The organism is Nocardioides hankookensis (genome assembly GCF_042658885.1).
In the GTDB taxonomy this organism is placed as follows: Bacteria; Actinomycetota; Actinomycetes; order Propionibacteriales; family Nocardioidaceae; genus Nocardioides; species Nocardioides hankookensis.
In genome coordinates this window covers 208,115-227,226 of record NZ_JBHSRJ010000005.1, presented here as the reverse complement: position 1 = coordinate 227,226, position 19,112 = coordinate 208,115, and the positions used below count along the sequence as shown (strand labels likewise).

Annotated in this window: 18 protein-coding genes; 12 read left to right on the top strand and 6 right to left on the bottom strand. The window is 72.1% G+C overall.

The window, feature by feature from the left end; translation table 11 throughout:
• Positions 1–3: 3 nt before the first annotated feature.
• A complete protein-coding gene (locus ACFPYL_RS15580; RefSeq protein ID WP_379156065.1) occupies positions 4–2,709 on the bottom strand; it encodes a hypothetical protein in 2,706 nt (901 codons plus the stop codon).
• 227 nt (positions 2,710–2,936) lie between these two features.
• Between ACFPYL_RS15580 and ACFPYL_RS15575 the strand changes: the two genes are divergently transcribed.
• Positions 2,937–3,089, top strand: a complete 153-nt coding sequence (locus tag ACFPYL_RS15575; RefSeq protein ID WP_379156062.1) for a hypothetical protein — start codon at positions 2,937–2,939, stop codon at positions 3,087–3,089.
• 78 nt (positions 3,090–3,167) lie between these two features.
• Positions 3,168–4,367, top strand: a complete 1,200-nt coding sequence (serA, locus tag ACFPYL_RS15570; RefSeq protein ID WP_379156060.1) for a phosphoglycerate dehydrogenase — start codon at positions 3,168–3,170, stop codon at positions 4,365–4,367.
• Positions 4,368–4,397: 30 nt separating this feature from the next.
• Here the strand turns inward: serA and ACFPYL_RS15565 are convergent, their stop codons facing one another.
• Entirely contained in the window at positions 4,398–5,996 is a 1,599-nt protein-coding gene (locus ACFPYL_RS15565; protein WP_379156057.1) for an alpha/beta hydrolase, read from the bottom strand.
• A gap of 51 nt (positions 5,997–6,047) precedes the next feature.
• On the opposite strand from ACFPYL_RS15565, the gene ACFPYL_RS15560 reads away from it, so the two are divergent.
• Entirely contained in the window at positions 6,048–6,896 is an 849-nt protein-coding gene (locus ACFPYL_RS15560; protein WP_379156054.1) for an oxygenase MpaB family protein, read from the top strand.
• Positions 6,897–6,952: 56 nt separating this feature from the next.
• Positions 6,953–8,206 carry a carboxypeptidase regulatory-like domain-containing protein gene (locus ACFPYL_RS15555; protein ID WP_379156051.1) on the top strand — a complete coding sequence of 418 codons (1,254 nt, stop codon included), beginning with the start codon at positions 6,953–6,955 and terminating at the stop codon, positions 8,204–8,206.
• Here the strand turns inward: ACFPYL_RS15555 and ACFPYL_RS15550 are convergent.
• Positions 8,199–8,573, bottom strand: coding sequence for a nuclear transport factor 2 family protein (locus tag ACFPYL_RS15550; protein ID WP_379156049.1), 375 nt, complete (start codon positions 8,571–8,573; stop codon positions 8,199–8,201). The genes ACFPYL_RS15555 and ACFPYL_RS15550 overlap by 8 nt on opposite strands.
• Positions 8,574–8,655: 82 nt before the next feature.
• Here ACFPYL_RS15550 and ACFPYL_RS15545 point away from each other — a divergent pair, with 82 nt between their 5' ends.
• Positions 8,656–9,255, top strand: coding sequence for an HD domain-containing protein (locus ACFPYL_RS15545; RefSeq protein WP_379156046.1), 600 nt, complete (start codon positions 8,656–8,658; stop codon positions 9,253–9,255).
• A gap of 36 nt (positions 9,256–9,291) precedes the next feature.
• A complete protein-coding gene (locus tag ACFPYL_RS15540) occupies positions 9,292–10,590 on the top strand; it encodes an 8-oxoguanine deaminase (RefSeq protein ID WP_379156043.1) in 1,299 nt (432 codons plus the stop codon).
• A 46-nt stretch (positions 10,591–10,636) separates the two neighbouring features.
• Here the strand turns inward: ACFPYL_RS15540 and ACFPYL_RS15535 are convergent, their stop codons facing one another.
• Together ACFPYL_RS15535 and ACFPYL_RS15530 are read right to left on the bottom strand one after the other, a co-directional pair.
• Positions 10,637–10,897, bottom strand: a complete 261-nt coding sequence (locus ACFPYL_RS15535) for a DUF4031 domain-containing protein (RefSeq protein ID WP_379156040.1) — start codon at positions 10,895–10,897, stop codon at positions 10,637–10,639.
• Positions 10,898–10,907: 10 nt separating this feature from the next.
• Complete coding sequence (locus tag ACFPYL_RS15530) at positions 10,908–11,615, bottom strand: copper homeostasis protein CutC (protein WP_379156037.1); 708 nt, start codon at positions 11,613–11,615, stop codon at positions 10,908–10,910.
• Positions 11,616–11,688: 73 nt separating this feature from the next.
• Here ACFPYL_RS15530 and ACFPYL_RS15525 point away from each other — a divergent pair, with 73 nt between their 5' ends.
• Positions 11,689–12,039 carry a hypothetical protein gene (locus ACFPYL_RS15525; protein ID WP_056151716.1) on the top strand — a complete coding sequence of 117 codons (351 nt, stop codon included), beginning with the start codon at positions 11,689–11,691 and terminating at the stop codon, positions 12,037–12,039.
• A gap of 38 nt (positions 12,040–12,077) precedes the next feature.
• The gene (locus tag ACFPYL_RS15520) at positions 12,078–12,503 is read left to right on the top strand and encodes a hypothetical protein (protein WP_379156034.1); all 426 of its coding nucleotides are present in this window, start codon (positions 12,078–12,080) and stop codon (positions 12,501–12,503) included.
• A 3-nt stretch (positions 12,504–12,506) separates the two neighbouring features.
• Here the strand turns inward: ACFPYL_RS15520 and ACFPYL_RS15515 are convergent, their stop codons facing one another.
• Positions 12,507–13,166, bottom strand: a complete 660-nt coding sequence (locus ACFPYL_RS15515) for a GntR family transcriptional regulator (RefSeq protein WP_379156862.1) — start codon at positions 13,164–13,166, stop codon at positions 12,507–12,509.
• 216 nt (positions 13,167–13,382) lie between these two features.
• Between ACFPYL_RS15515 and ACFPYL_RS15510 the strand changes: the two genes are divergently transcribed.
• From ACFPYL_RS15510 to gndA, 4 genes are all read left to right on the top strand, one after another.
• Complete coding sequence (locus ACFPYL_RS15510) at positions 13,383–14,159, top strand: ABC transporter ATP-binding protein (RefSeq protein ID WP_379156031.1); 777 nt, start codon at positions 13,383–13,385, stop codon at positions 14,157–14,159.
• Between the two features lie 10 nt (positions 14,160–14,169).
• Positions 14,170–16,710: an ABC transporter permease gene (locus ACFPYL_RS15505; protein ID WP_379156028.1), complete on the top strand. Its 2,541-nt coding sequence runs from the start codon at positions 14,170–14,172 to the stop codon at positions 16,708–16,710.
• Between the two features lie 39 nt (positions 16,711–16,749).
• Positions 16,750–17,364, top strand: a complete 615-nt coding sequence (locus ACFPYL_RS15500; RefSeq protein ID WP_379156025.1) for an alpha-ketoglutarate-dependent dioxygenase AlkB — start codon at positions 16,750–16,752, stop codon at positions 17,362–17,364.
• 309 nt (positions 17,365–17,673) lie between these two features.
• Positions 17,674–19,110 carry an NADP-dependent phosphogluconate dehydrogenase gene (gene gndA, locus ACFPYL_RS15495; protein ID WP_379156022.1) on the top strand — a complete coding sequence of 479 codons (1,437 nt, stop codon included), beginning with the start codon at positions 17,674–17,676 and terminating at the stop codon, positions 19,108–19,110.
• The last annotated feature ends 2 nt before the right edge of the window (positions 19,111–19,112 follow it).

The window sequence follows — 19,112 nt, the reverse complement described above, 5'->3', positions numbered from 1 at the left end:
GCGTCAGCGATCGACGACCGTCACCGTGCGTCGGTAGGACTCCTTCCCGACGCGGAAGCGGAGCGTGAGCGTCTCGGGCGCCTCGGTCTCGTCGTCCCTGGCCGTCGGGATCGAGACGAGCAACTCGCGCTGGCCCGAGGCCAGGACGTCGTACGTCATCGCGCCGAGCGACCACAGCGGCTTGCTCGAGTTGGCCGGGCCGACGTGCAGGTCGGTCCAGGACGACGCGATGTCGGCGACCCGGACGGGCCGGCCGGGGCCGTGCACGACCCGACCGGTGACGGTCACGTCGAGGTCGGCCGGGCGGTCGATCCGGATCCGCCACTGCGCCGGCTGCCCCTCGGTCACCCGCCGCGCGACCGTGCGGACGCGGATGACCGGTCGCGGATCGTCGTCCTGGACGGTGAGGTCGCCGACGTAGCGGTCCGTCACCACGTTGTGGGTCGGCCAAGCGGCGACCTGGGTCACGAGACGCCGGTAGTCGGCGCGCCGGTCGGCGACGTACCCGACCGGGATCGTGCCACCGGTCTGCCCGGGCGCCAGGTCGACCGGGAACCGCTGCAGGTCGCCGCGCGCCTGCCCGACCGTCAGCACCACGAAGCGCGCGGGCGCCGTCAGCACGCCGTTGACGTGGAAGGGGACCTGGGCGACCTTCGCGCCGCCCGCGCCCTCGGCGATCCGCACCCGGGAGAGGTCGATGGTCGGCAGCCGCCGGGCCGGTACGGCGGCGAGCGTGGCCGGCGCCGACGACAGGTCGGCCACCCAGAGCCGACCCCGGTTGCTGACGCCGACGAGGTCGACCGCCACGACCCGGGTCAGGTCCACCGCGGCGCCGGCCGGGTCGACGGCCAGGGTCTGCGCCCAGAGCTTGCGCACCTCGGGTGCTGAGCCGAGGGTCGGCAGCGCGTCGCCGCCGACGGGGTCGAGCAGCGCGCTCGCACCGTCGGCGTCGGTGATCCGGACCCGGACCGCCGTGCTCGCCCGGCCGTCCACGATGGTGCGCAGCTCCAGCCGTCGGCCGGTGAGGTCGAGCGGGCTGCTGAGCAGCATCCCGCCGGTCTGGCCGCTCGCCGTCCAGGCCATCTCGAAGAACGTGCGGACCGGGATCCGCTCACCGCTCATCGGCCAGTGCGGCGTCGCGGCGGCGGCACCCGCGTCGCGCCCGCACAGGGCGATCCGGCCGCTGTCGTAGACGCCCGAGCAGAAGCGGGTCGTCGCGCCGTCGGCCAGCGTGAGCCCGGTCGAGGTCCCCGGCACCCGCAGCGCCCGGCCCCCGCCGATCGCGGCGCTCAGCGTCTGGGCGTCGCCCTGCGAGGCGACCCGGGCCCGCGAGCCGTCGAAGAGCGGCAGCACCGACTGGTCGCCGGCCGCGAAGAGGTGCACCGCGCCGGCGACGTACGCCGTGCCGACCGCACGCTGCTCGGCGGCGCTGAGCCGCTGCGGGTCGCCGGTGCCGCAGGTCTGGTCGGTCGCGCCCGCCCAGTCGTCGGAGGAGGGCGCCGCCGAGGCGCCGGGCGTCCACTCGGAGTTGAAGAAGTTGTGGTCGGCGCCCATCACCAGGACGCTGCTCTTCAGCGACGTGTCGTCAGCGGTCAGGTCGCGGCCGCTGTCGGTGAACTTCTGGCCCTGGAGGTCGCTGACGTCGCCGTCGCAGTAGGGCAGCAGCGTCACGGTCGGCACGTACGGCGCCGCCTGGGCGCCGAAGTCGGTCGGGGCGATGAGCACCTGGCCGACCACCCGGTACGGCGCGGTCAGCGGGATCCGGATCGATGCCCGGTCCACGCCCTCGCCGCCACGGCTGTGCCCGACCAGCACGACCCGGGAGAGGTCGACCTGGTGCGCGGCGGCAAGGCCGACCCAGTGGTCGAGGTGGGCCTGCACCAGGCGGGCACGTGCGTCGGCGCCACCGTCGGCGGCGGCGAAGTCCTGGGCGTTGATGCCGTTGACCCGGATCGACACGGTCGCATAGCCCTGGGAGGCCAGCACCTGCTGGATGTAGTCGTAGCCGAGCTGGCTCGGGATCTCCTGGAACGGCGCCGTGCAGGGCCAGTTCTCCGACCAGGCGTCCGGGTCGGACGGGTCGTAGCAGACACCGTGCCGGCCGTGCAGGAAGAGCACCAGCGGCCGGGGTCCGGTCGCCTCCGCTGCTCCGGGCTCGACGACGTGGCCGACCATCTCGATCGGCGTGCGCATGCCCGGCACCGAGACCGGGTCGAGGGTGTAGTCGGAGGTGGTGACGGCGTACGGGCCGGGCGTCGCCGGGTCGACCGGCAGGGTCTGGGTGCCCGGCAGGTCCAGCGGCGGGTCGACCGCCGCGGCGCCGCGCTGCGAGCGGTCGCGGCCGACCACGTCGAGACGGTCCCCCGAGAGCACCACGTCGAGCCGGTCGGCGTCCGGCCGGGTCGGTGCGGCCACCCGCGCCCGGACCGTGCGGCCGTCCGGTGCGATCGTCGAGGTGCCGATCAGCCACCCGGCCGGGCCGACGACCGTCGGCCGGTCCGAGGTCAGGGGCAGCCGGGACGGCGACGTCCAGCTCACGGCGTACTGCCCGGCGCCGAGCGAGCGGACCTCCCAGGCGCCCCGGGCGCCCGACCGGCCAGCAGGCGCCGCGGCGACCCCGCCCCCCGTCACGACGAGCCCTCCGACGAGCAGGGCCGCAGCGAGGGCGAGCGAGACGAGGGCCGCGGTCCGGCCGGTACGACGAGGCATGGGGCGAACTATGCCGCCCCGCCACCCGGAGCGACGTCGAACTCGCTGGTCTGGTCGGCTCGGCAAAGACTCGGCCGTCCGGCAGCCAGGAGCGGATCTCGTGCCTAGCGTCACGGCATGAAGCTCCGGACCCTGATGGTGACCTTCACCCTCGTGTTCGCCGGACTCGTCGCGACGCCGGCCACCGCCGGCACCACGGCCTCCGGCCAGGCTCCACGGCGGCGCAGGTGCGCTCGTGCACCCACACGTCCAGTGGCAGCTGCATCCGCGGCGGCCAGTTCTGCCCGCAGAGCAAGTACGGCCGCAGCGGCTGGGACGCCCAGGGCCGCCGCTACGTCTGCAAGGGCAGCCGCAGCCATCCCCACTGGATGCGACCCTGACCTCCGCTGACGGCTGACCGAGTCCACGCTCCGGCGCGGGTTCGGTTCCGGCGCGCGGCGCGCCTAGGCTGGTCGATCGTGAAGGTGCTGCTGCTCGAGAACATCCACCCGGTCGCCGTCGAGATCCTCGAGGCGCGCGGATTCGAGGTCGAGCTGCGGACCGGCTCCCTCTCCGAGGAGGAGCTGCTGGCGGCGCTGCCCGGCGTGCACCTCCTGGGCATCCGCTCCAACACCCACATCACCGAGGCGGTCCTCGACGGCGCGCCCGACCTGCTGGCGATCGGCTGCTTCTGCATCGGCACCAACCAGGTCGACCTGGTGGCCGCGGCGGACCGCGGCATCGCGGTCTTCAATGCGCCGTACTCCAACACGCGCAGCGTCGTCGAGCTCGTGATCGGCGAGATCATCGCGCTCGCGCGGCGGCTGACCGAGAAGACCCAGAAGATGCACGAGGGCGTCTGGGACAAGTCGGCCAAGGGCAGCCACGAGGTCCGCGGCCGCACGCTCGGCATCGTCGGCTACGGCAACATCGGCACCCAGCTGTCCAACCTCGCGGAGGCCCTCGGCCTGCGGGTGATCTTCTTCGACACCGCCGACCGGCTCGCCCACGGCAACGCGCAGCGGATGAAGACCCTCGACGACCTGCTCGAGAAGGCGGACGTCGTCAGCCTCCACGTCGACGGCCGGCCGGGCAACGCCGGCTTCTTCGGCGCCGAGCAGTTCGCGAAGATGAAGCCGCGCAGCATCTTCATCAACGCCGCCCGCGGCATGGTCGTCGACACCGAGTCGCTGCGCGACCACATCCTCTCCGGCCACATCGCCGGCGCCGCACTGGACGTCTTCCCGGTCGAGCCGAAGGCACAGGGCGACGAGTTCGAGTCGGTCCTGCGTGGCCTCGACAACGTGATCCTCACCCCACACGTCGGCGGCTCCACCCAGGAGGCGCAGGAGGAGATCGGCTACTTCGTCGCCGGCAAGCTCGCGGGCTTCTCCCTCGAGGGCCGCACCGAGCTCTCGGTCAACGTGCCCGCCGTCCTCGCGCCGCAGCTCCAGGCCGGCCACCGGATCGGCTTCCTGCACGTCAACGTCCCCGGCGTGCTCGCCGGCGTGAACGGCGTCCTCGCGGACTCCGGCGCCAACGTGACCGGTCAGTACCTCTCCACGCGCGGCGAGCAGGGGTACGTCGTCACCGACACCCTGGACCCACTGCCCGACGACGCGCTCGCGAAGCTCACCGAGTCGGAGCACACCATCTGGCTGCGGACCTGGGACGCCTGAGGGCTGCCAGGTCGGACCGGCAGGTCGGACCTACCGGCTCCACCAGCTCCTCAGCTGCAGGGGCGCCGTCCGGGCGTCCTTCTCCTTCGGCGGCGTCGGCGGTGCCAGGGGACGGCACTCCTTGTCGGCCCGGTTGCCCGCCTTGCGGGCCGGCAGCGAGCCGTCCCGGAGGACGGCGGCGATCGCGTTGTCGGTGCACGCGACCCCCGACAGCGACACCGCGTGCGAGTAGCCGCCGACACCGGCGACCAGGCGCGCGCTCGGGAAGAGCTTGCGGACGGCCAGCGCCCCGGCGTACGGCGTCGCCGGGTCGTGGGTCTCGCTGAGCAGCAGCACCGGCACGTCGTCGAGGCCGGCGGCGGTCACGTCGACCCGGGACTTCCCGGCGACCGGCCAGGTGCGGCACGGGGCGTTGAACCAGTTGTTGGCCCAGGTCAGGAACGGCGCCTTGCGGTCCAGCCGTCGGCTGTCGTTGCGCCACTTCTTCCAGCTCTTCGGCCACACCGCATCGGTGCACTGGACGGCGAGGTACATCGCGAAGCTGTTGTCGGCGGCCTTCCCGACCGGGTTCGAGCTGCGGTAGAGCTCCTTGATCCCCGCCGGGTTGCCGTCGTTGACCAGGGACGCGAGCGCGTCGGCGACGTACGGGTAGTAGCCGTTGTAGTAGCCGGCGTTCAGCAGGGCGTCGTCGAGCTCGTCCGGGCCGACCTTGCCGCCCGCGGGGTGCCGCTTGAGGCGGGCGCGCAGGTGCTCGTAGGTGCGCTCGACGGCCTTGCGGCCCCGGCCGAGGTGGTAGGTCTTCGGGTACTTGCCGACCCAGGCGAGGAAGGCGTTGAACGACTTCTGGAAGGCCGGGTCCTGGTCCAGGTTGGACTGGTAGAAGACGCGGTCGGGGTCGATGACGCCGTCCATGATCAGCGCCTGGACGTGGTCGGGGAAGAGCGTCGCGTAGACCTGCGCGAGGTAGGTCCCGTAGGAGAACCCGAAGAAGGTGACCTTGTCGACGCCGATCGCCTGGCGGAGCAGGTCGAAGTCGGTGGCGGTGTCGGTGGTGCGGACGTGCCCGAGGAGCCGCTTCGCCTTGGACCGGCCGCAGTCCTTCGCGTACTTCTCGGTGGTGTGCCGCCAGTACTTCATGATCTTGGGGCTGGTGGGCACGTAGTCGGGGCGGTCCCAGCCGAAGTACGACTTGTCGCAGGTCAGCAGCGGGCGGCTGGCTCCGGTGCCGCGCGGGTCCACGCCGTACCAGTCGTAGGTCAGGCCGATCTTGCGCGGCACGTACTTGCCGTACGGCGCGAGCCAGGTGCCGTCGCTGCCGGGGCCGCCCGGGTTGGTGAAGACGGCGCCGCGGAACGGGCCGCGGGTGTGCAGGACCCGCGAGACGGCCAGGGAGACGGTGGGGCCGGTCGGGTCGGCGTGGTCGAGCGGCACCACGAGGGTGCCGCACTGGGCCTTCGCCTTGCGCAGGTCCGGGTCCTTGCAGCGACCCCAGCTGATGGCGGGCGCCTGCTGGGCGGCTGCCGCCACCGGCGACTCCCCCACCGCAGCAGGTGCGCTCAGCGGCACCACGGCAGCGAGTCCGGCGGTCAGGATCCCGGCGACCGCGGCCGCCACCTTCTTCGAGAGCATGGGGTAGATCAGACTCCGTAAGGTCGTGTTGTGGCAAGCGTTCTCCCGATAGTGCGAGATCGGATCGGCCAGCAGCTCTTCCTGCGGGTGGCCGGACCCGACGGTGCTCGGCACGCGCAGCGGATCCACGGCCGACCCGGACCGCGGTGGTTCGAGCCGGGCAGCCCGATCACCCGCGTGCACGGCGACGCGTCGATGTTCATCGGCGGGCTGCGTGCGCTCCTGCTGCAGACCCTGCACCCCGCCGCGATGCGCGGCGTGGCAGAGCACTCCGACTACCGCCACGACGCGTGGGGCCGGCTCGCCCGCACGAGCCGCTTCATCGCGGTCACGACCTTCGGGACGGCCGACGACGCCGCCCAGGCGGTCGCCGCGGTCCGCACCATCCACGAGCGGATCGTCGGCACGATGCCCGACGGCACGGCGTACGCCGCCTCCGACCCGCACCTGCTCGCGTGGGTGCACGTCGCCGAGGTCGACAGCTTCCTGCGGGCGCACACCGTCTACGGGCGCGACCCGCTGACCGGCGCCGAGCGCGACGAGTACGTCGCGCAGACCGCCGAGGTCGCCCGTCGCCTCGGTGTCGTCGACCCCCCGACCACGGAGGCGGAGCTGGCGGCCACGCTCGCGGCGTACCGCCCGGAGCTGCACAGCACCCCGGAGGCCCGGGCCACCGTCGGCTACCTGCTGGTGCGCCCGCCACTGCCGCTGCCGGCGCGCGCGCCGTACGCCGTGATCGCGGCGGCGGCGGTCGGCCTGATGCCCCGGTGGACCCGGCGTCCGCTCCGGCTGCCGTGGTTCCCGGTGTCGGAGCGCACCGTGGTGCGGGCGCTGGGCGGGGTCGCGACCGGCACGATCCGGTGGGCGATGACCCCTCGTGAGCCGGCTCACCCGTCTTGAGCGAAGCCTGAGGCGATCTTTGGGGGACCTCAAGGGGGCGGACTTACGCTAGAAGCATGCTCCCTTCCCGTTGGACCCGCGCCGCCGTCGTCGCCGTGCTGACACTTCTCGGATCTCTGCTGCTCGTCGTCGGACCCGCCGGTAGTGCCGGCGCCGCCTCCGACAAGGGCCTCGCGAACGGGAACATCGGCTGCTCGGGCGCCTGCCCGCAGATGAAGATGCTGTGGTTCGACCAGAACTGGAAGTACCTCGGCGCCAAGAAGGTCAACGGCGGCGGCTACTCCATCTGGCTCAGCCCCGGCACCTACCACCTCCAGTTCGTGGACCAGCGGCCGGCGTACGACATCAGCAAGTTCGCCCCGACCGACATCAAGGTCACGGTCCGGGCCAACGCCCTGTCGAACCACAACGTGAAGATGCGCAAGGGCGCCTTCGTCACCGGCACCGTCGTCAACGGGCAGGGCAAGCCCGCCCGGGGCGCGCGGCTCGTCGCCGCGAACCGGCAGCAGAACTCGTTCGAGACCACGGCCAACGCCAAGGGCCAGTTCGCCATCGGGGGCCTGCCGCAGGGCAAGTACTCCGTGTTCGGCTGGGACAAGCAGAAGACGTGGGTCAACAAGAGCGCGTGGGCCGGGGCGGTGAAGCCCGGCAAGGGCAGGAACATCGCCGTGCGGCTCACCAAGCGCGCCGGCAGCATGACCGTCTACCTCTTCACGCCGGACGGCCGGATGACCACCAAGTCCCCGGTCACGGTCAGGAGCAAGGCGACCGGCCAGTGGTGGACGGCGACCGCGAAGAACGGCACCGCCGTCTTCCGCGGCCTCTACCCGGGCAGGTACCAGCTGAAGTTCGAGGGCGCCGGGGTGTGGCTGCCGGCGACGCTCTCGGTGCAGAAGGCCAACGTGCACAGCAACAAGATGGCCTTCGGCAGCGTCCGGCTGACCAAGCGCGGCGGCTGGGTCACGGGCACGGTGGTCGACAACGCACAGACCGACGTCGATCCCCGCGGCATCGCCGACGTGAAGGTCGACCTGCGGACCTCGACCGGCGACCTGCTGGCCAGCACGACCACCAACGCGAACGGCAACTTCACCCTGTCGGGCCCGCTGACGACCCGCTCGGGCATGAGCATCGTGGTCACCCCGCAGAACGGGGCGGACTCGTACGGCCAGGGTCAGCAGTGGTGCATGTTCACGACCGGGTCGAAGGCGCCGGTCGCCCTGACCACGGGCAGGCAGACGGCGGTCGGTCAGGTCACGCTGCCGCGGTCGACCGCGGAGGGCCAGCCCGACCGCTGCCTCGTCAGCTGACCACCATGTCGGTGTCGCCCCAGTAGGCGCGCATCGTGGTGATCAGGCCGTCGTCGTCGAAGGTCATCGCGTCGAGCGGCGCCAGCGTGTAGGTCTTCTCGCCCGCGTGCGTGACGATCTCGAAGACGAACGCCACCTCGCCGCCGGCGACCCGCGCGGTGATGAGGCGGGTGTCCTGCTTGAGCCCCTCGAGGCCGGCGTAGAACTCCCGGATGGCGGCGTGGCCGGTGCGCACGTCGGACCCGACCGGGTCCTCGACGGTGGCATCCGCGGCGTACAGCGCGACGATCTCGTCGGCCGTGCCGGTGCCGACGAGGCGGACGTAGTCGTCGACGACCTGGCGGATGCGGTCCGGACTGGCGGGCATGGCTTGTCTCCTCGACCTAGAACACGTTCCTGGGGTTCGACACGCTAGCGCGTCACAGGCCTGGGGGTCTTGAATGCACCGCGTGGACCTCCTCCTCGCCTGGCCGTTGCCCGGAGCCCGTCCCCTCGGCGCGCAGCTGGTGGCGTCGTACGACCACCCGGACCGGCGCTACCACGACGGCGAGCACCTCGCGGAGGTGCTGGAGCGGATCCACGAGCTGACGGCGCACGGGGTGGAGTTCGACCGGATGGCGGTGCTGCTGGCCGCGTGGTTCCACGACAGCGTGTACGACGCGCAGCCCGACGCCGAGAAGCGCTCGGCGGCCTGGGCGGCGGAGGCGTTGCCGACCCTGGTCGACCAGGCGGTCGTCGACGAGGTGGTCCGTCTGGTGCTGGTCACCGAGCACCACCAGCCCGCCGACGACGACGCCAACGGCTGCGCACTCTCCGACGCCGACCTGGCGATCCTGGCGGCGCCGGCCGAGCGGTACGCCGAGTACGCCGCGTCGGTCCGCGAGGAGTACGCCGCGGTGCCCGACGACGCCTTCGCCGCCGGCCGGGCCGCGATCCTGCGCGAGCTGCTCGCCAAGCCACACCTCTTCCACACGGCGTACGCCCGCGACGCCTGGGAGGCCGACGCCCGCGCGAACGTCGAGCGGGAGCTCGCGGAGCTGGCGCCGTAACGCCGGCGACATGGCGGGTGGCTAGCGTCCGGGCGCATGACGAGAGTGGTTCTGAGGGGTGCCCGCTGGCCCGGTGACGTCGCGGTCGAGGACGGCGTGATCGTGGCGGTCGGCTCGGTGCCGCCCCGGGACGGCGACGAGGTCGTCGACTGCTCCGGCGACATCCTGACCGCCGGGCTGGTCAACACCCACCACCACTTCTACCAGTGGCTGACGCGGGGGTGGGCGGTCGACGACGGGCTCTTCGGCTGGCTGACGACGCTCTACCCGGTGTGGGCGCGGCTGACGCCCGAAGACGTCGAGGCAGCGAGCGCGGTGGCGCTCGCCGAGCTGGCGCTGTCGGGGTGCACGACCGCCGCCGACCACCACTACCTGGTGCCGGGCGGCGACGACTCGGTGTTCGACGCGATCGCCTCCGCAGCCCGTCGGATCGGCGTACGCGTGCACCTCGCGCGGGGGTCGATGGACCTCGGCGCATCGGCGGGCGGGCTGCCGCCGGACTCCGTCGTCGAGGACGTCGACTCGATCCTGGCCTCGACGGTCGCGGTCCACGACCGGCTGCACGACGGCAACCGCGTGGTCGTGACCGTGGCGCCGTGCAGCCCCTTCAGCGTCTCGACGCGGCTGATGACGGAGTCGGCGTCGCTGGCACGCTCGTTGGGGCTGCGCCTGCACACCCACCTCGCCGAGACGCTCGACGAGGAACGCGACAGCATCGCCCGGTTCGGCCGACGCCCCATGGAGGTGCTCGACGAGCTCGGCTGGATCGCGCCGGACGTGTGGGTGGCGCACGGGATCCACTTCTCCGACGGGGAGGTGGCGCGACTGGGGGCCACCCGGACCGGGATCGCCCACTGCCCGTCGTCCAACTCTCGCCTGGGCGCGGGGATCGCACGGGTCCGCGACCTCGTGGATGCCGGCGCACCGGTCGGGCTAGGGGTCGACGGGGTCGCGTCCAACGAGGTCGGGACCCTGCAGCCCGAGATGCGGCAGGCGCTCTACCTGGCCCGGCAGCGCACGCTCGACCCCGCCGCGCTCTCCCCCGCCGACGCGCTCGAGCTGGCGACGGCCGGCGGCGCCGCGTGCCTCGGTCGCTCGGACGTCGGCACCCTCGCGGTCGGCCTGAAGGCGGACCTCGTCGTCTGGCCGGGTGACGACGTGCTCGACGTGCTCGATCCCCTCGCCGCGCTCGTGCTCGGGCCGGAGCGCCGCGCTCGCCACGTGCTCGTGGACGGCGAGCACGTCGTCCGCGACGGCCACCTCGTCGGAGCCGACCTCACCGACCTCCGCCGGGACCTGGTTCAGCGGGCTCGGCGGCTCTGGCCGTCGGGGTAGTCCCTGACGTTCTGGTGCCCCTGAGGTCCGGAATCGGACCATTCCGTCAGGGACTACGCTTCCGGCGCCGCAGGCCGGACGCGACCAGGCGGGCGACGAGCTCGCGGGAGCTGACCGGTACGGCGCCGGCGGCGACCACGGCGTCGTACCACTCGGACGGTACGTCGTAGTGGTCGCGGTCGAAGCCGCGCTCGGGGATGTCGAGGGTGCGGGCGAAGGCGTGCAGCTCGTCGTACGACGTGTCGCTCGCCAGGTGGGACCACAGCCGGCCGCGGGAGGGCACCAGCGGTGGGTCGATGAGGATCATCCGTGCCCGGTCATCCGGCGGAGCGCACCGCCCGCTCGAGCGCGTCGTCGACCAGCAGCCTCCACGAGCGGACGTGGCCGGCGTCGACGTACGCCTTGAGCGACCCACCGGGACGCACCTGTCGGCCCAGGTGGAACTGGCGGACGTCCGCGCGCACGAACCACGGCACGTGCTCGGCGAGCAGGCCGCCGCCGGGCAGCAGCAGCCGGGCGACGAGCGGGTCGGCGGCCGTCTCGATCAGGTCGTCGAACCCGACCTCGAGACCTCGCGGCGACCCCGCCGAGCGGACCCCCTCCAGGCCGGGCAGGTCGAGCAGCCGCCGCCAGGAGCGACGCGGGTCGAGGGTGTCGTCGACGGCGCGACCGAAGATCCACGGGACGCCGGGGAGCAGGCCGGACAGGTAGGCGCACACCTCGGTGTCGACCTCGAGGTCGCCGTCCAGGAAGCCGAAGGACAGGCCGACGGCGCCGGAGCCGAGGTAGTCCTCACCCAGTCCCGCGAGCCGGGTCAGCTCGCCGCCGGTCGTCGTCCAGGTGTCGTTGAGCCGCAGCACCACGTGCACCGGCAGGTCGGTCTCGTGGCAGACCGCGGAGACGAGGGTGGGCTCGGGCGAGAGCCCGTCCGCGCTGCGTACGAGCAGGCGGTCGGCACCGCCCTCCTCCGCGCCTGCGACGTCACGCGGGTCGAGGACGGTCACCTCGAGGAGCCCGTCGCCCATGCGGCCAGGGTACGGCGGCCGGGCGATCCGCTGCGGGAGGCCCGCCGCTTCGGTGCGGGGGCATGATGGGGGGATGGACAACGCCCTGCTGTTCGACGCGCGCGCTCGGGTGCTCGCTGACCTGCAGGCCCGCGGCCGGGCGACGGCCGAGGCGGTCTCGGCTCTCGAGGATGCGGTCGCGCAACGCAAGTGGTGGGCCGAGCAGTGGCCCGAAGGTGCTCAGTACATCGCCGGCCTGGTCGCCCAGGACGTCCAGGACGCGCTCTTCGAGTCCGTCGGCCGCTGGCCGCTGTGCTCCGGCTGCGGCGACGACGCACCCCTGCACGCGCTCTACATCCAGCCCGACCTCGGCGGCCCCGACCCGGTGTGGGTGTGCGAGGAGAGCGGCGACGTGGTCGCCCCCCTCGGCGACCTGGGTCGTTAACCGGACACCCGGACCGTCGTACGACGACAATCGGCGCCATGCGCCGACTGCTGCTCACCCTCACTGCCCTGCTGCTCGGGCTCACCGGCCTCGCGGCCACGAGCTCGATCGCGTCGGCCGGCGGGTGTAGCCAGTACGTCGCCGACTGCGAAGGCCCGCCCGCCGCCCTGCGCGTGACGGGATCGACCACGCGGATGGTCGTCGGTCATCGCCCGCAGACCCAGGTCACCGTCAAGCAGCAAGGTAGCGCGCGGCTGACCGGGAGCATCATGGTCGTCTACCGGGACCCTGACGGCGGGCGGACCTGGCGTCGCAGCGCGAGCTACGACGGCGAGGTCGCCACCGTCGTCGGTCCTCGGCTCCAGGTGGCCGGCCGATGGTCTCTCACCGTCGAGTTCGTGACGGACGGGGGACACCACCCGGCCCACCAGGTCACCTACCGGATCCGCGTCACCCGTCGGTGACACTCACCCCTCTGCGCCGACCTGGAGCCACATCGTGAAGCGGTCGGCGCGGTAGACCGTGCGCGACACCTCGACGACCTTCTCGCCCGCGAGACCGCGACGCGAGTGCCGGAGCACCGAGGCGCCGGCGGCGAGCTCGAGGTGCTCGGCCTCCTCGTCGTTCGCGACGTCGGCGTTGATCGAGTCCTCGGCCCAGGTCGGTCGCAGGCCGCGCGCCTCGAGGGCGTCGTACAGGCTGGTCGGCATCCCGCTCTGCAGGAAGCCGGGGATCAGCACCTCGTTGAGGTAGGCGTCCTCGATGCACATCGGCTGCCCGTCCGCGCGGCGCAGGCGGCGCCAGTGGATCACCGCGTCGCCCTCGCTGACGTTGAGGGCCCGGGCCACACCGGGTCCGGCCTGCTCGCGCCTGGCGAGGAGCGTCTGCGACTCGGCCAGCAGGCCACGGCGCGACATCTCCTCGGTGTAGCTCGTCAGGCGGCTCGCCATCCGTCGGGGACGGGCCACGAAGGTGCCCCGTCCGGGAATGCGCTCCAGCAGTCCTTCGACCACGAGCGCATCCATCGCTTGTCTCACCGTCATGCGGGCGACCCCGAACCGATGCACCAGCTCACGTTCCGATGGTGCAGGTGAACCGGGTGCCGCCCCCGTGACGAGAGAGCGCACGTACTCACGCACCTGCACGTGCTTGAGAGCACGTCCCTCTGACACCAGCAACTCGTCCACGGCTGAACTGTAGGCAGTGAAATGCGGTCCCGTCCTTGGTTCCGCAGGAACTGGTGGTGTCCTGTGTTATACGGGCTCATTCCGTCGCAATTGTGAGAGACCTGCTCAGGGTGGTCCCTGATAGCGGACGTCGGTCGAGTCCGGCAGGCTGATGCCATGACGAGCCCCTCGCACCCCACGGCCGCTCCGGCCGCGCGCGCCGTCGACCTGCGCAAGACGTACGGCGCCGGCGACTCCGCTGTGCACGCCCTGGCCGGAGTCACCCTCGACCTCGAGGCCGGCCGGTTCACGGCGATCATGGGGCCGTCCGGCTCCGGCAAGTCGACCCTGATGCACTGCATGGCCGCTCTCGACACGCCCTCCTCGGGCACGGTCGAGGTGGGCGGGACCGACCTGGGCCGGCTCAAGGACAAGGACCTCACGGCGCTGCGCCGCGAGCAGATCGGGTTCGTCTTCCAGGCGTTCAACCTGATCCCGACGCTGACCGCGTCGGAGAACATCCTGCTCCCGCTCAACCTGGCCGGACGCAAGCCCGACCAGGAGTGGCTCGACACCGTGATCGACGCCGTCGGGCTGCGCGACCGGCTGGGCCACCGGCCGACGGAGCTGTCCGGCGGGCAGCAGCAGCGCGTGGCCTGTGCGCGTGCGCTGGCCAGCAAGCCGTCGATCGTCTTCGCCGACGAGCCCACCGGCAACCTCGACAGCACCTCCGGGGCCGAGGTGCTCTCGTTCCTGCGGCGCAGCGTGGACGACTTCGGCCAGACGGTCGTGATGGTCACCCACGACGCGGTCGCCGCGTCGTACTGCGACCGTGTCGTCTTCCTCGCCGACGGCCTCGTGGTCGACGAGATCCACGACCCGCAGCGCGAGCAGATCCTGGAGCACATGACCCGGTTGCAGGACCTCGCCGCCGCTCGCGCGACCGGCGCTTGAGGGGTACGGCGTGCTCAAGCTGACCCTGCGCAACCTGTTCGCCCGCAAGGTGCGACTGGTGATGAGCGGCCTGGCGATCGTGCTGGGCGTGGCGTTCCTCTCGGGCGTCCTCGTCTTCAGCAACGGCCTGTCGTCGACGTTCGACAGCATCATCTACAGCTCCACGCCCGACGGCATCGTGCGCCCCGAGCAGACCTCGTCATTCGACGCCGGCGCCGCGACGACCACGCAGACGATCTCCCCCGAGGTGGTCGACGAGCTCGCGGCACTGCCCGAGGTCGCCCGCGCGGACGGTGACGTGAACGGCGTCGGGATGAGCCTGCTCGCCTCCGACGGCACGCTCGTCGGCGGCACCGGCGCACCCACCCTCGCGTTCAACCACACCGGCGGCCCGAACATGGCCGGCGAGCCGCCCATGGGGCTGACCAGCGGTCACTGGCCCACCACGCCCGACGAGATCGTCCTCGACGACGCGGCCGCCGACCACGGCGACTACTCGCTCGGCGACGAGGTGAAGCTGCTCGCGCCGTTCGGCGAGTCCAAGCGCACGGCGACGCTGGTCGGCACGGCCGAGTTCAACGGTGGTGGCACGGCGGGCGCGACCCTGCTCGTGTTCAGCACGGAGGGCGCACAGGACCTCTTCCTCGACGGGGCGGACGCCTTCAACCAGGTCTCCCTGACAGCGGCCGACGGCGTCTCCCAGAAGGCGCTGGCCGCGGCTGCCGCGAAGGTCGCGCCGGGCGGCTTCGAGGCGGTCACCGGCGACCAGGTGGCGGAGGAGTCGCAGGACGCCGTCGGTCAGTTCCTCGACGTGATCTCGACGTTCCTGCTGGTCTTCGCGATCATCGCCGTGATCGTCGGTGGCTTCATCATCGTCAACACGTTCACGATCCTCGTGGCGCAGCGCAGCCGCGAGCTGGCACTGCTGCGCGCGCTCGGAGCCTCCCGTCGCCAGGTGACGCAGTCGGTGCTGCTCGAAGCGCTGGTCATGGCGGCGCTGGCCGCCACCGTCGGCATCGGGATCGGCTGGCTGCTGGCACGCGGGCTGGCCGCGCTGTTCCGGGCGGTCGGTCTCGACATCGCCAGCGACGCCCTCACTCTCGACGTGCAGTCGGTGGTCATCAGCTACGCCGTCGGCGTCGGCGTGACCCTGGTCGCCGCCTTCCTGCCGGCCCGACGTGCCGGGAAGGTCGCACCGGTCGCGGCCATGCGCGCCGACGCGGCGCCCGTGCGGGAGTCGCTGCGGCGCCGCACGATCATCGGCAGCGTCCTGATGGCCATCGGCGTCGGGTTCGCCGTGGTCGGCCTCGTCGGCGGTCCGGGCCCCGACTCACTGTGGATCGGCATCGCCGCCGCGATCTGGATCCTGACCGCCGCCGGGATCAGCTCCGTGATCGGCCGCCCGGTCCTGGTCCTGTGCCGCGGCCTGTTCGGCCGGCTCTTCGGCACCACCGGCCGGCTGGCCGGCGAGAACGCGCTGCGCGACCCTCGGCGTACCGGCGCGACGGCGTCAGCACTGATGATCGGACTCGCACTGGTCTCCTGCATCGGCGTGCTGGCGACGTCGCTCAACGCATCGGTCGACGACGTCGTGGATGAGGAGTTCACCTCCGACTTCCTGGTGCAGAGCACCAACTTCGTCCCGTTCTCGACCTCGGTCGGCGACAGCCTCGCCGACGTCGACGGCGTCGCGACCGTGAGCCGTCAGCAGTGGACCGGCGCCCAGCTCGGCGACTCGACCGTCCTCGTCACCGCCAACGACGAAGCCTTCAGCGACATCTACGACTTGGACGTCGTCGACGGCCACCAGGACCTGGAGGGCAACGAGGCGCTGGTGAGCACGGGTTTCGCCGAGGACCACGACCTGAAGGTCGGCTCGCCGCTGAAGCTCACGTTCCTCGCCGGCAAGGCGCTGGACCTCGAGGTCGCCGGCATCATCGAGGGCAGTGAGACGACCGGCGACGTGAGCATCCCGCTCGACCTGCTCGCCGATGCCGGCGTGCCCCGTCAGGACACCAGCCTCAGCATCATGCTCGAGCCCGGCGCCGACCCGGTCGCAGTCGGCACGGCGATGGACGAGGCCGTGGCGTCGACCCCGATCGTCGCCGTCTACGACAAGCAGGAGTTCGCGGAGTCGATCCGCGACCAGGTCAACCAGCTGCTCTACATGATCTACGGCCTGCTCGCGCTGGCGATCGTGATCGCGGTGATCGGCATCGTGAACACATTGGGGCTCTCGGTGATCGAGCGCACCCGGGAGATCGGGCTGCTGCGCGCGATCGGCATGAGCCGGAGGCGGCTGCGGCGGATGATCACCCTGGAGTCGGTCGCGATCGCGGTGCTCGGCGCCGTGCTCGGCATGGCGCTCGGCCTGGTGATCGGCGTGCTGCTGCGGCAGGCGCTGAAGGACGACCTGACCAGCCTGGGGCTGCCCCTGGGCCAGCTGCTGGTGTTCCTCGTGATCGCGGTCGTGGTCGGTGTGCTCGCCGCCATCCTGCCGGCCGTCCGGGCCTCGCGTCTCAACGTGCTGACGGCGATCGCCACCGAGTAGATCTCGAACATCTGTTCGATCCGGGCGTATGCTCTCGCCATGGACTTCCAGGGCTCGCTCTTCGGGACGGCGGACGTCGAGGCGCCGACCTTCGACCGCCTCGAGCGCCGGCAGCTCACCCGCGGCGCCTGGGTCGACGTGTGTCCGGCCTGGCTGCCCGAGGCCGACGAGGTGTTCGCGACGATGGTGCGCGACGTGCCGTGGCACGCGGAGCGGCGCCAGATGTACGACCGCGAGGTCGACGTCCCCCGACTGCTGAGCATGTACGGCGCGGGCGACCCGCTCCCCCACCCGGCCCTGGCCCGGGCGCGTGGCGCGCTGTCGGCGCACTACCGCCCCGAGCTGGGTGAGCCGTTCGTGACGGCGGGGTGCTGCTACTACCGCGACGGGCGCGACAGCGTCGCCTGGCACGGCGACACGATCGGTCGCGGGAAGACCCAGGACACGATGGTCGCGATCGTCTCGCTCGGCGACCCCCGCCGGCTGGCGCTGCGGCCGCGGCTCGGCGGCCCGTCGATCTCGCTCGAGATGGGCCACGGCGACCTGCTCGTGATGGGCGGCTCCTGCCAGCGCACGTGGGAGCACGCCGTACCCAAGGTCGCGCACGCCGGCCCGCGCGTCTCCGTGCAGTTCCGTCCGCTCAACGTGTTCTGAGCTGCCTCCGCCTGAGCTGGCGAAGGCGGAGACCCAGCAGCCAGGTCGAGTAGCGACGCGACCGACGAAGGAGGTCGCGGGGAGCGTATCGAGACCTCGCCGGGTCTCGATACGCTCGCTGGCGCTCGCTACTCGACCAACGAGTGGCGCTCGCTACTCGACCAACGAGTGGCGCTCGCTACTCGACCAACGAGTGGCGCTCGCTACTCGACCAACGAGTGGCGCTCGCTACTCGACCAACGAGTGGCGCTCGCTACTCGACCCGCGACGGGACGGCCCGCGTTTGGAGCGCCGCGCTTGGGTGGAGGCATGGCTGCAGAGGCGACGATCGGACTGACCGGGCTGGCGGTGATGGGGCGCAACCTGGCCCGCAACATCGCGCGGCACGGGCACACCATCGCGGTGCACAACCGCACCACCGCGAGGACCACCGCACTGGTCGACGAGTTCGGCGACGAGGGCGACTTCGTGGCGTCCGAGTCGATGGAGGAGTTCGTCGCCAGCATCGAGCGACCCCGCGCCATCGTGATCATGGTGAAGGCCGGTGAGCCGACCGACGCGGTGATCGACGAGCTGGTGCCGCTGCTCGACGAGGGCGACATCGTCGTCGACGGCGGCAACGCCCACTTCACCGACACCCTGCGCCGCGAGCAGGCGCTCCAGGAGAGGGGCCTGCACTTCGTGGGCATGGGCGTCTCGGGCGGCGAGGAGGGCGCGCTCAACGGTCCGTCCATCATGGTCGGCGGATCCGACGAGGCCTACGAGCGACTGGGCCCGGTGCTCGAGTCGATCGCCGCCGAGGTCGACGGCACGCCGTGCTGCACCCACGTCGGGCCGGACGCCGCCGGCCACTTCGTGAAGATGGTCCACAACGGCATCGAGTACGCCGACATGCAGCTCATCGCCGAGTCCTACGACCTGCTGCGCAACGTCGCCGGGCTCGAGCCGGCCGAGATCGCCGCGGTCTTCCGCGACTGGAACGACGGCGACCTGGAGTCCTTCCTGATCGAGATCACCGCCGTCGTCCTCGAGCACACCGACGCCGAGACCGGGAGGCCGTTCGTCGACGTCGTCCAGGACGCGGCCGAGCAGAAGGGCACCGGCCGCTGGACGGTGCAGAGCGCGCTCGACCTCGGCGTACCCGTCACCGGCATCGCCGAGGCCACCTTCGCCCGCAGCCTCTCCGGTCACACCGAGCAGCGGTCCGCCGCCCGGACGGTCTTCGCCACCGACCCCGAGGGCACCCCGCTCGACGACCGGGACGCTTTCGTCGACGACGTCCGGGCCGCCCTCTACGCGTCGAAGGTGGTCGCCTACGCGCAGGGCTTCGACCAGGTCGCGGCCGGCAGCGACGAGCACGACTGGGACGTGGACCCCGGCGCGATGGCGACGATCTGGCGCGGAGGCTGCATCATCCGCGCGCAGTTCCTCGACCGGATCAAGGAGGCGTACGCCGACGAGCCGGATCTCACGACGCTGCTGACCGCGCCGTACTTCGCCGACGCCGTCCGCGACGGCGAGTCCGCGTGGCGCCGGGTGGTGGCGACGGCGGTCGGCGCGGGCGTCCCGACGCCGGCGTTCTCGTCGTCGCTCGCCTACTTCGACGGCCTGCGCCGCGAGCACCTACCGGCCGCGCTGATCCAGGCGCTGCGCGACAACTTCGGCGCGCACACCTACGCCCGGGTCGACCGCGAGGGCACGTTCCACACGGCCTGGGCTGACGACCTGTCCGAGTCCGAGGCCTGACA

Coding starts and splice junctions, on each gene's coding strand:
- ACFPYL_RS15530 (WP_379156037.1), bottom strand. CDS start 11,615: ATGGGCGACGGGCTCCTCGAGGTGACCGTCCTCGACCCGCGTGACGTC.
- ACFPYL_RS15555 (WP_379156051.1), top strand. CDS start 6,953: ATGCTCCCTTCCCGTTGGACCCGCGCCGCCGTCGTCGCCGTGCTGACA.
- ACFPYL_RS15510 (WP_379156031.1), top strand. CDS start 13,383: ATGACGAGCCCCTCGCACCCCACGGCCGCTCCGGCCGCGCGCGCCGTC.
- ACFPYL_RS15550 (WP_379156049.1), bottom strand. CDS start 8,573: ATGCCCGCCAGTCCGGACCGCATCCGCCAGGTCGTCGACGACTACGTC.
- ACFPYL_RS15535 (WP_379156040.1), bottom strand. CDS start 10,897: ATGATCCTCATCGACCCACCGCTGGTGCCCTCCCGCGGCCGGCTGTGG.
- ACFPYL_RS15565 (WP_379156057.1), bottom strand. CDS start 5,996: ATGCTCTCGAAGAAGGTGGCGGCCGCGGTCGCCGGGATCCTGACCGCC.
- ACFPYL_RS15540 (WP_379156043.1), top strand. CDS start 9,292: ATGACGAGAGTGGTTCTGAGGGGTGCCCGCTGGCCCGGTGACGTCGCG.
- ACFPYL_RS15520 (WP_379156034.1), top strand. CDS start 12,078: ATGCGCCGACTGCTGCTCACCCTCACTGCCCTGCTGCTCGGGCTCACC.
- ACFPYL_RS15580 (WP_379156065.1), bottom strand. CDS start 2,709: ATGCCTCGTCGTACCGGCCGGACCGCGGCCCTCGTCTCGCTCGCCCTC.
- gndA (WP_379156022.1), top strand. CDS start 17,674: ATGGCTGCAGAGGCGACGATCGGACTGACCGGGCTGGCGGTGATGGGG.
- ACFPYL_RS15525 (WP_056151716.1), top strand. CDS start 11,689: ATGGACAACGCCCTGCTGTTCGACGCGCGCGCTCGGGTGCTCGCTGAC.
- ACFPYL_RS15500 (WP_379156025.1), top strand. CDS start 16,750: ATGGACTTCCAGGGCTCGCTCTTCGGGACGGCGGACGTCGAGGCGCCG.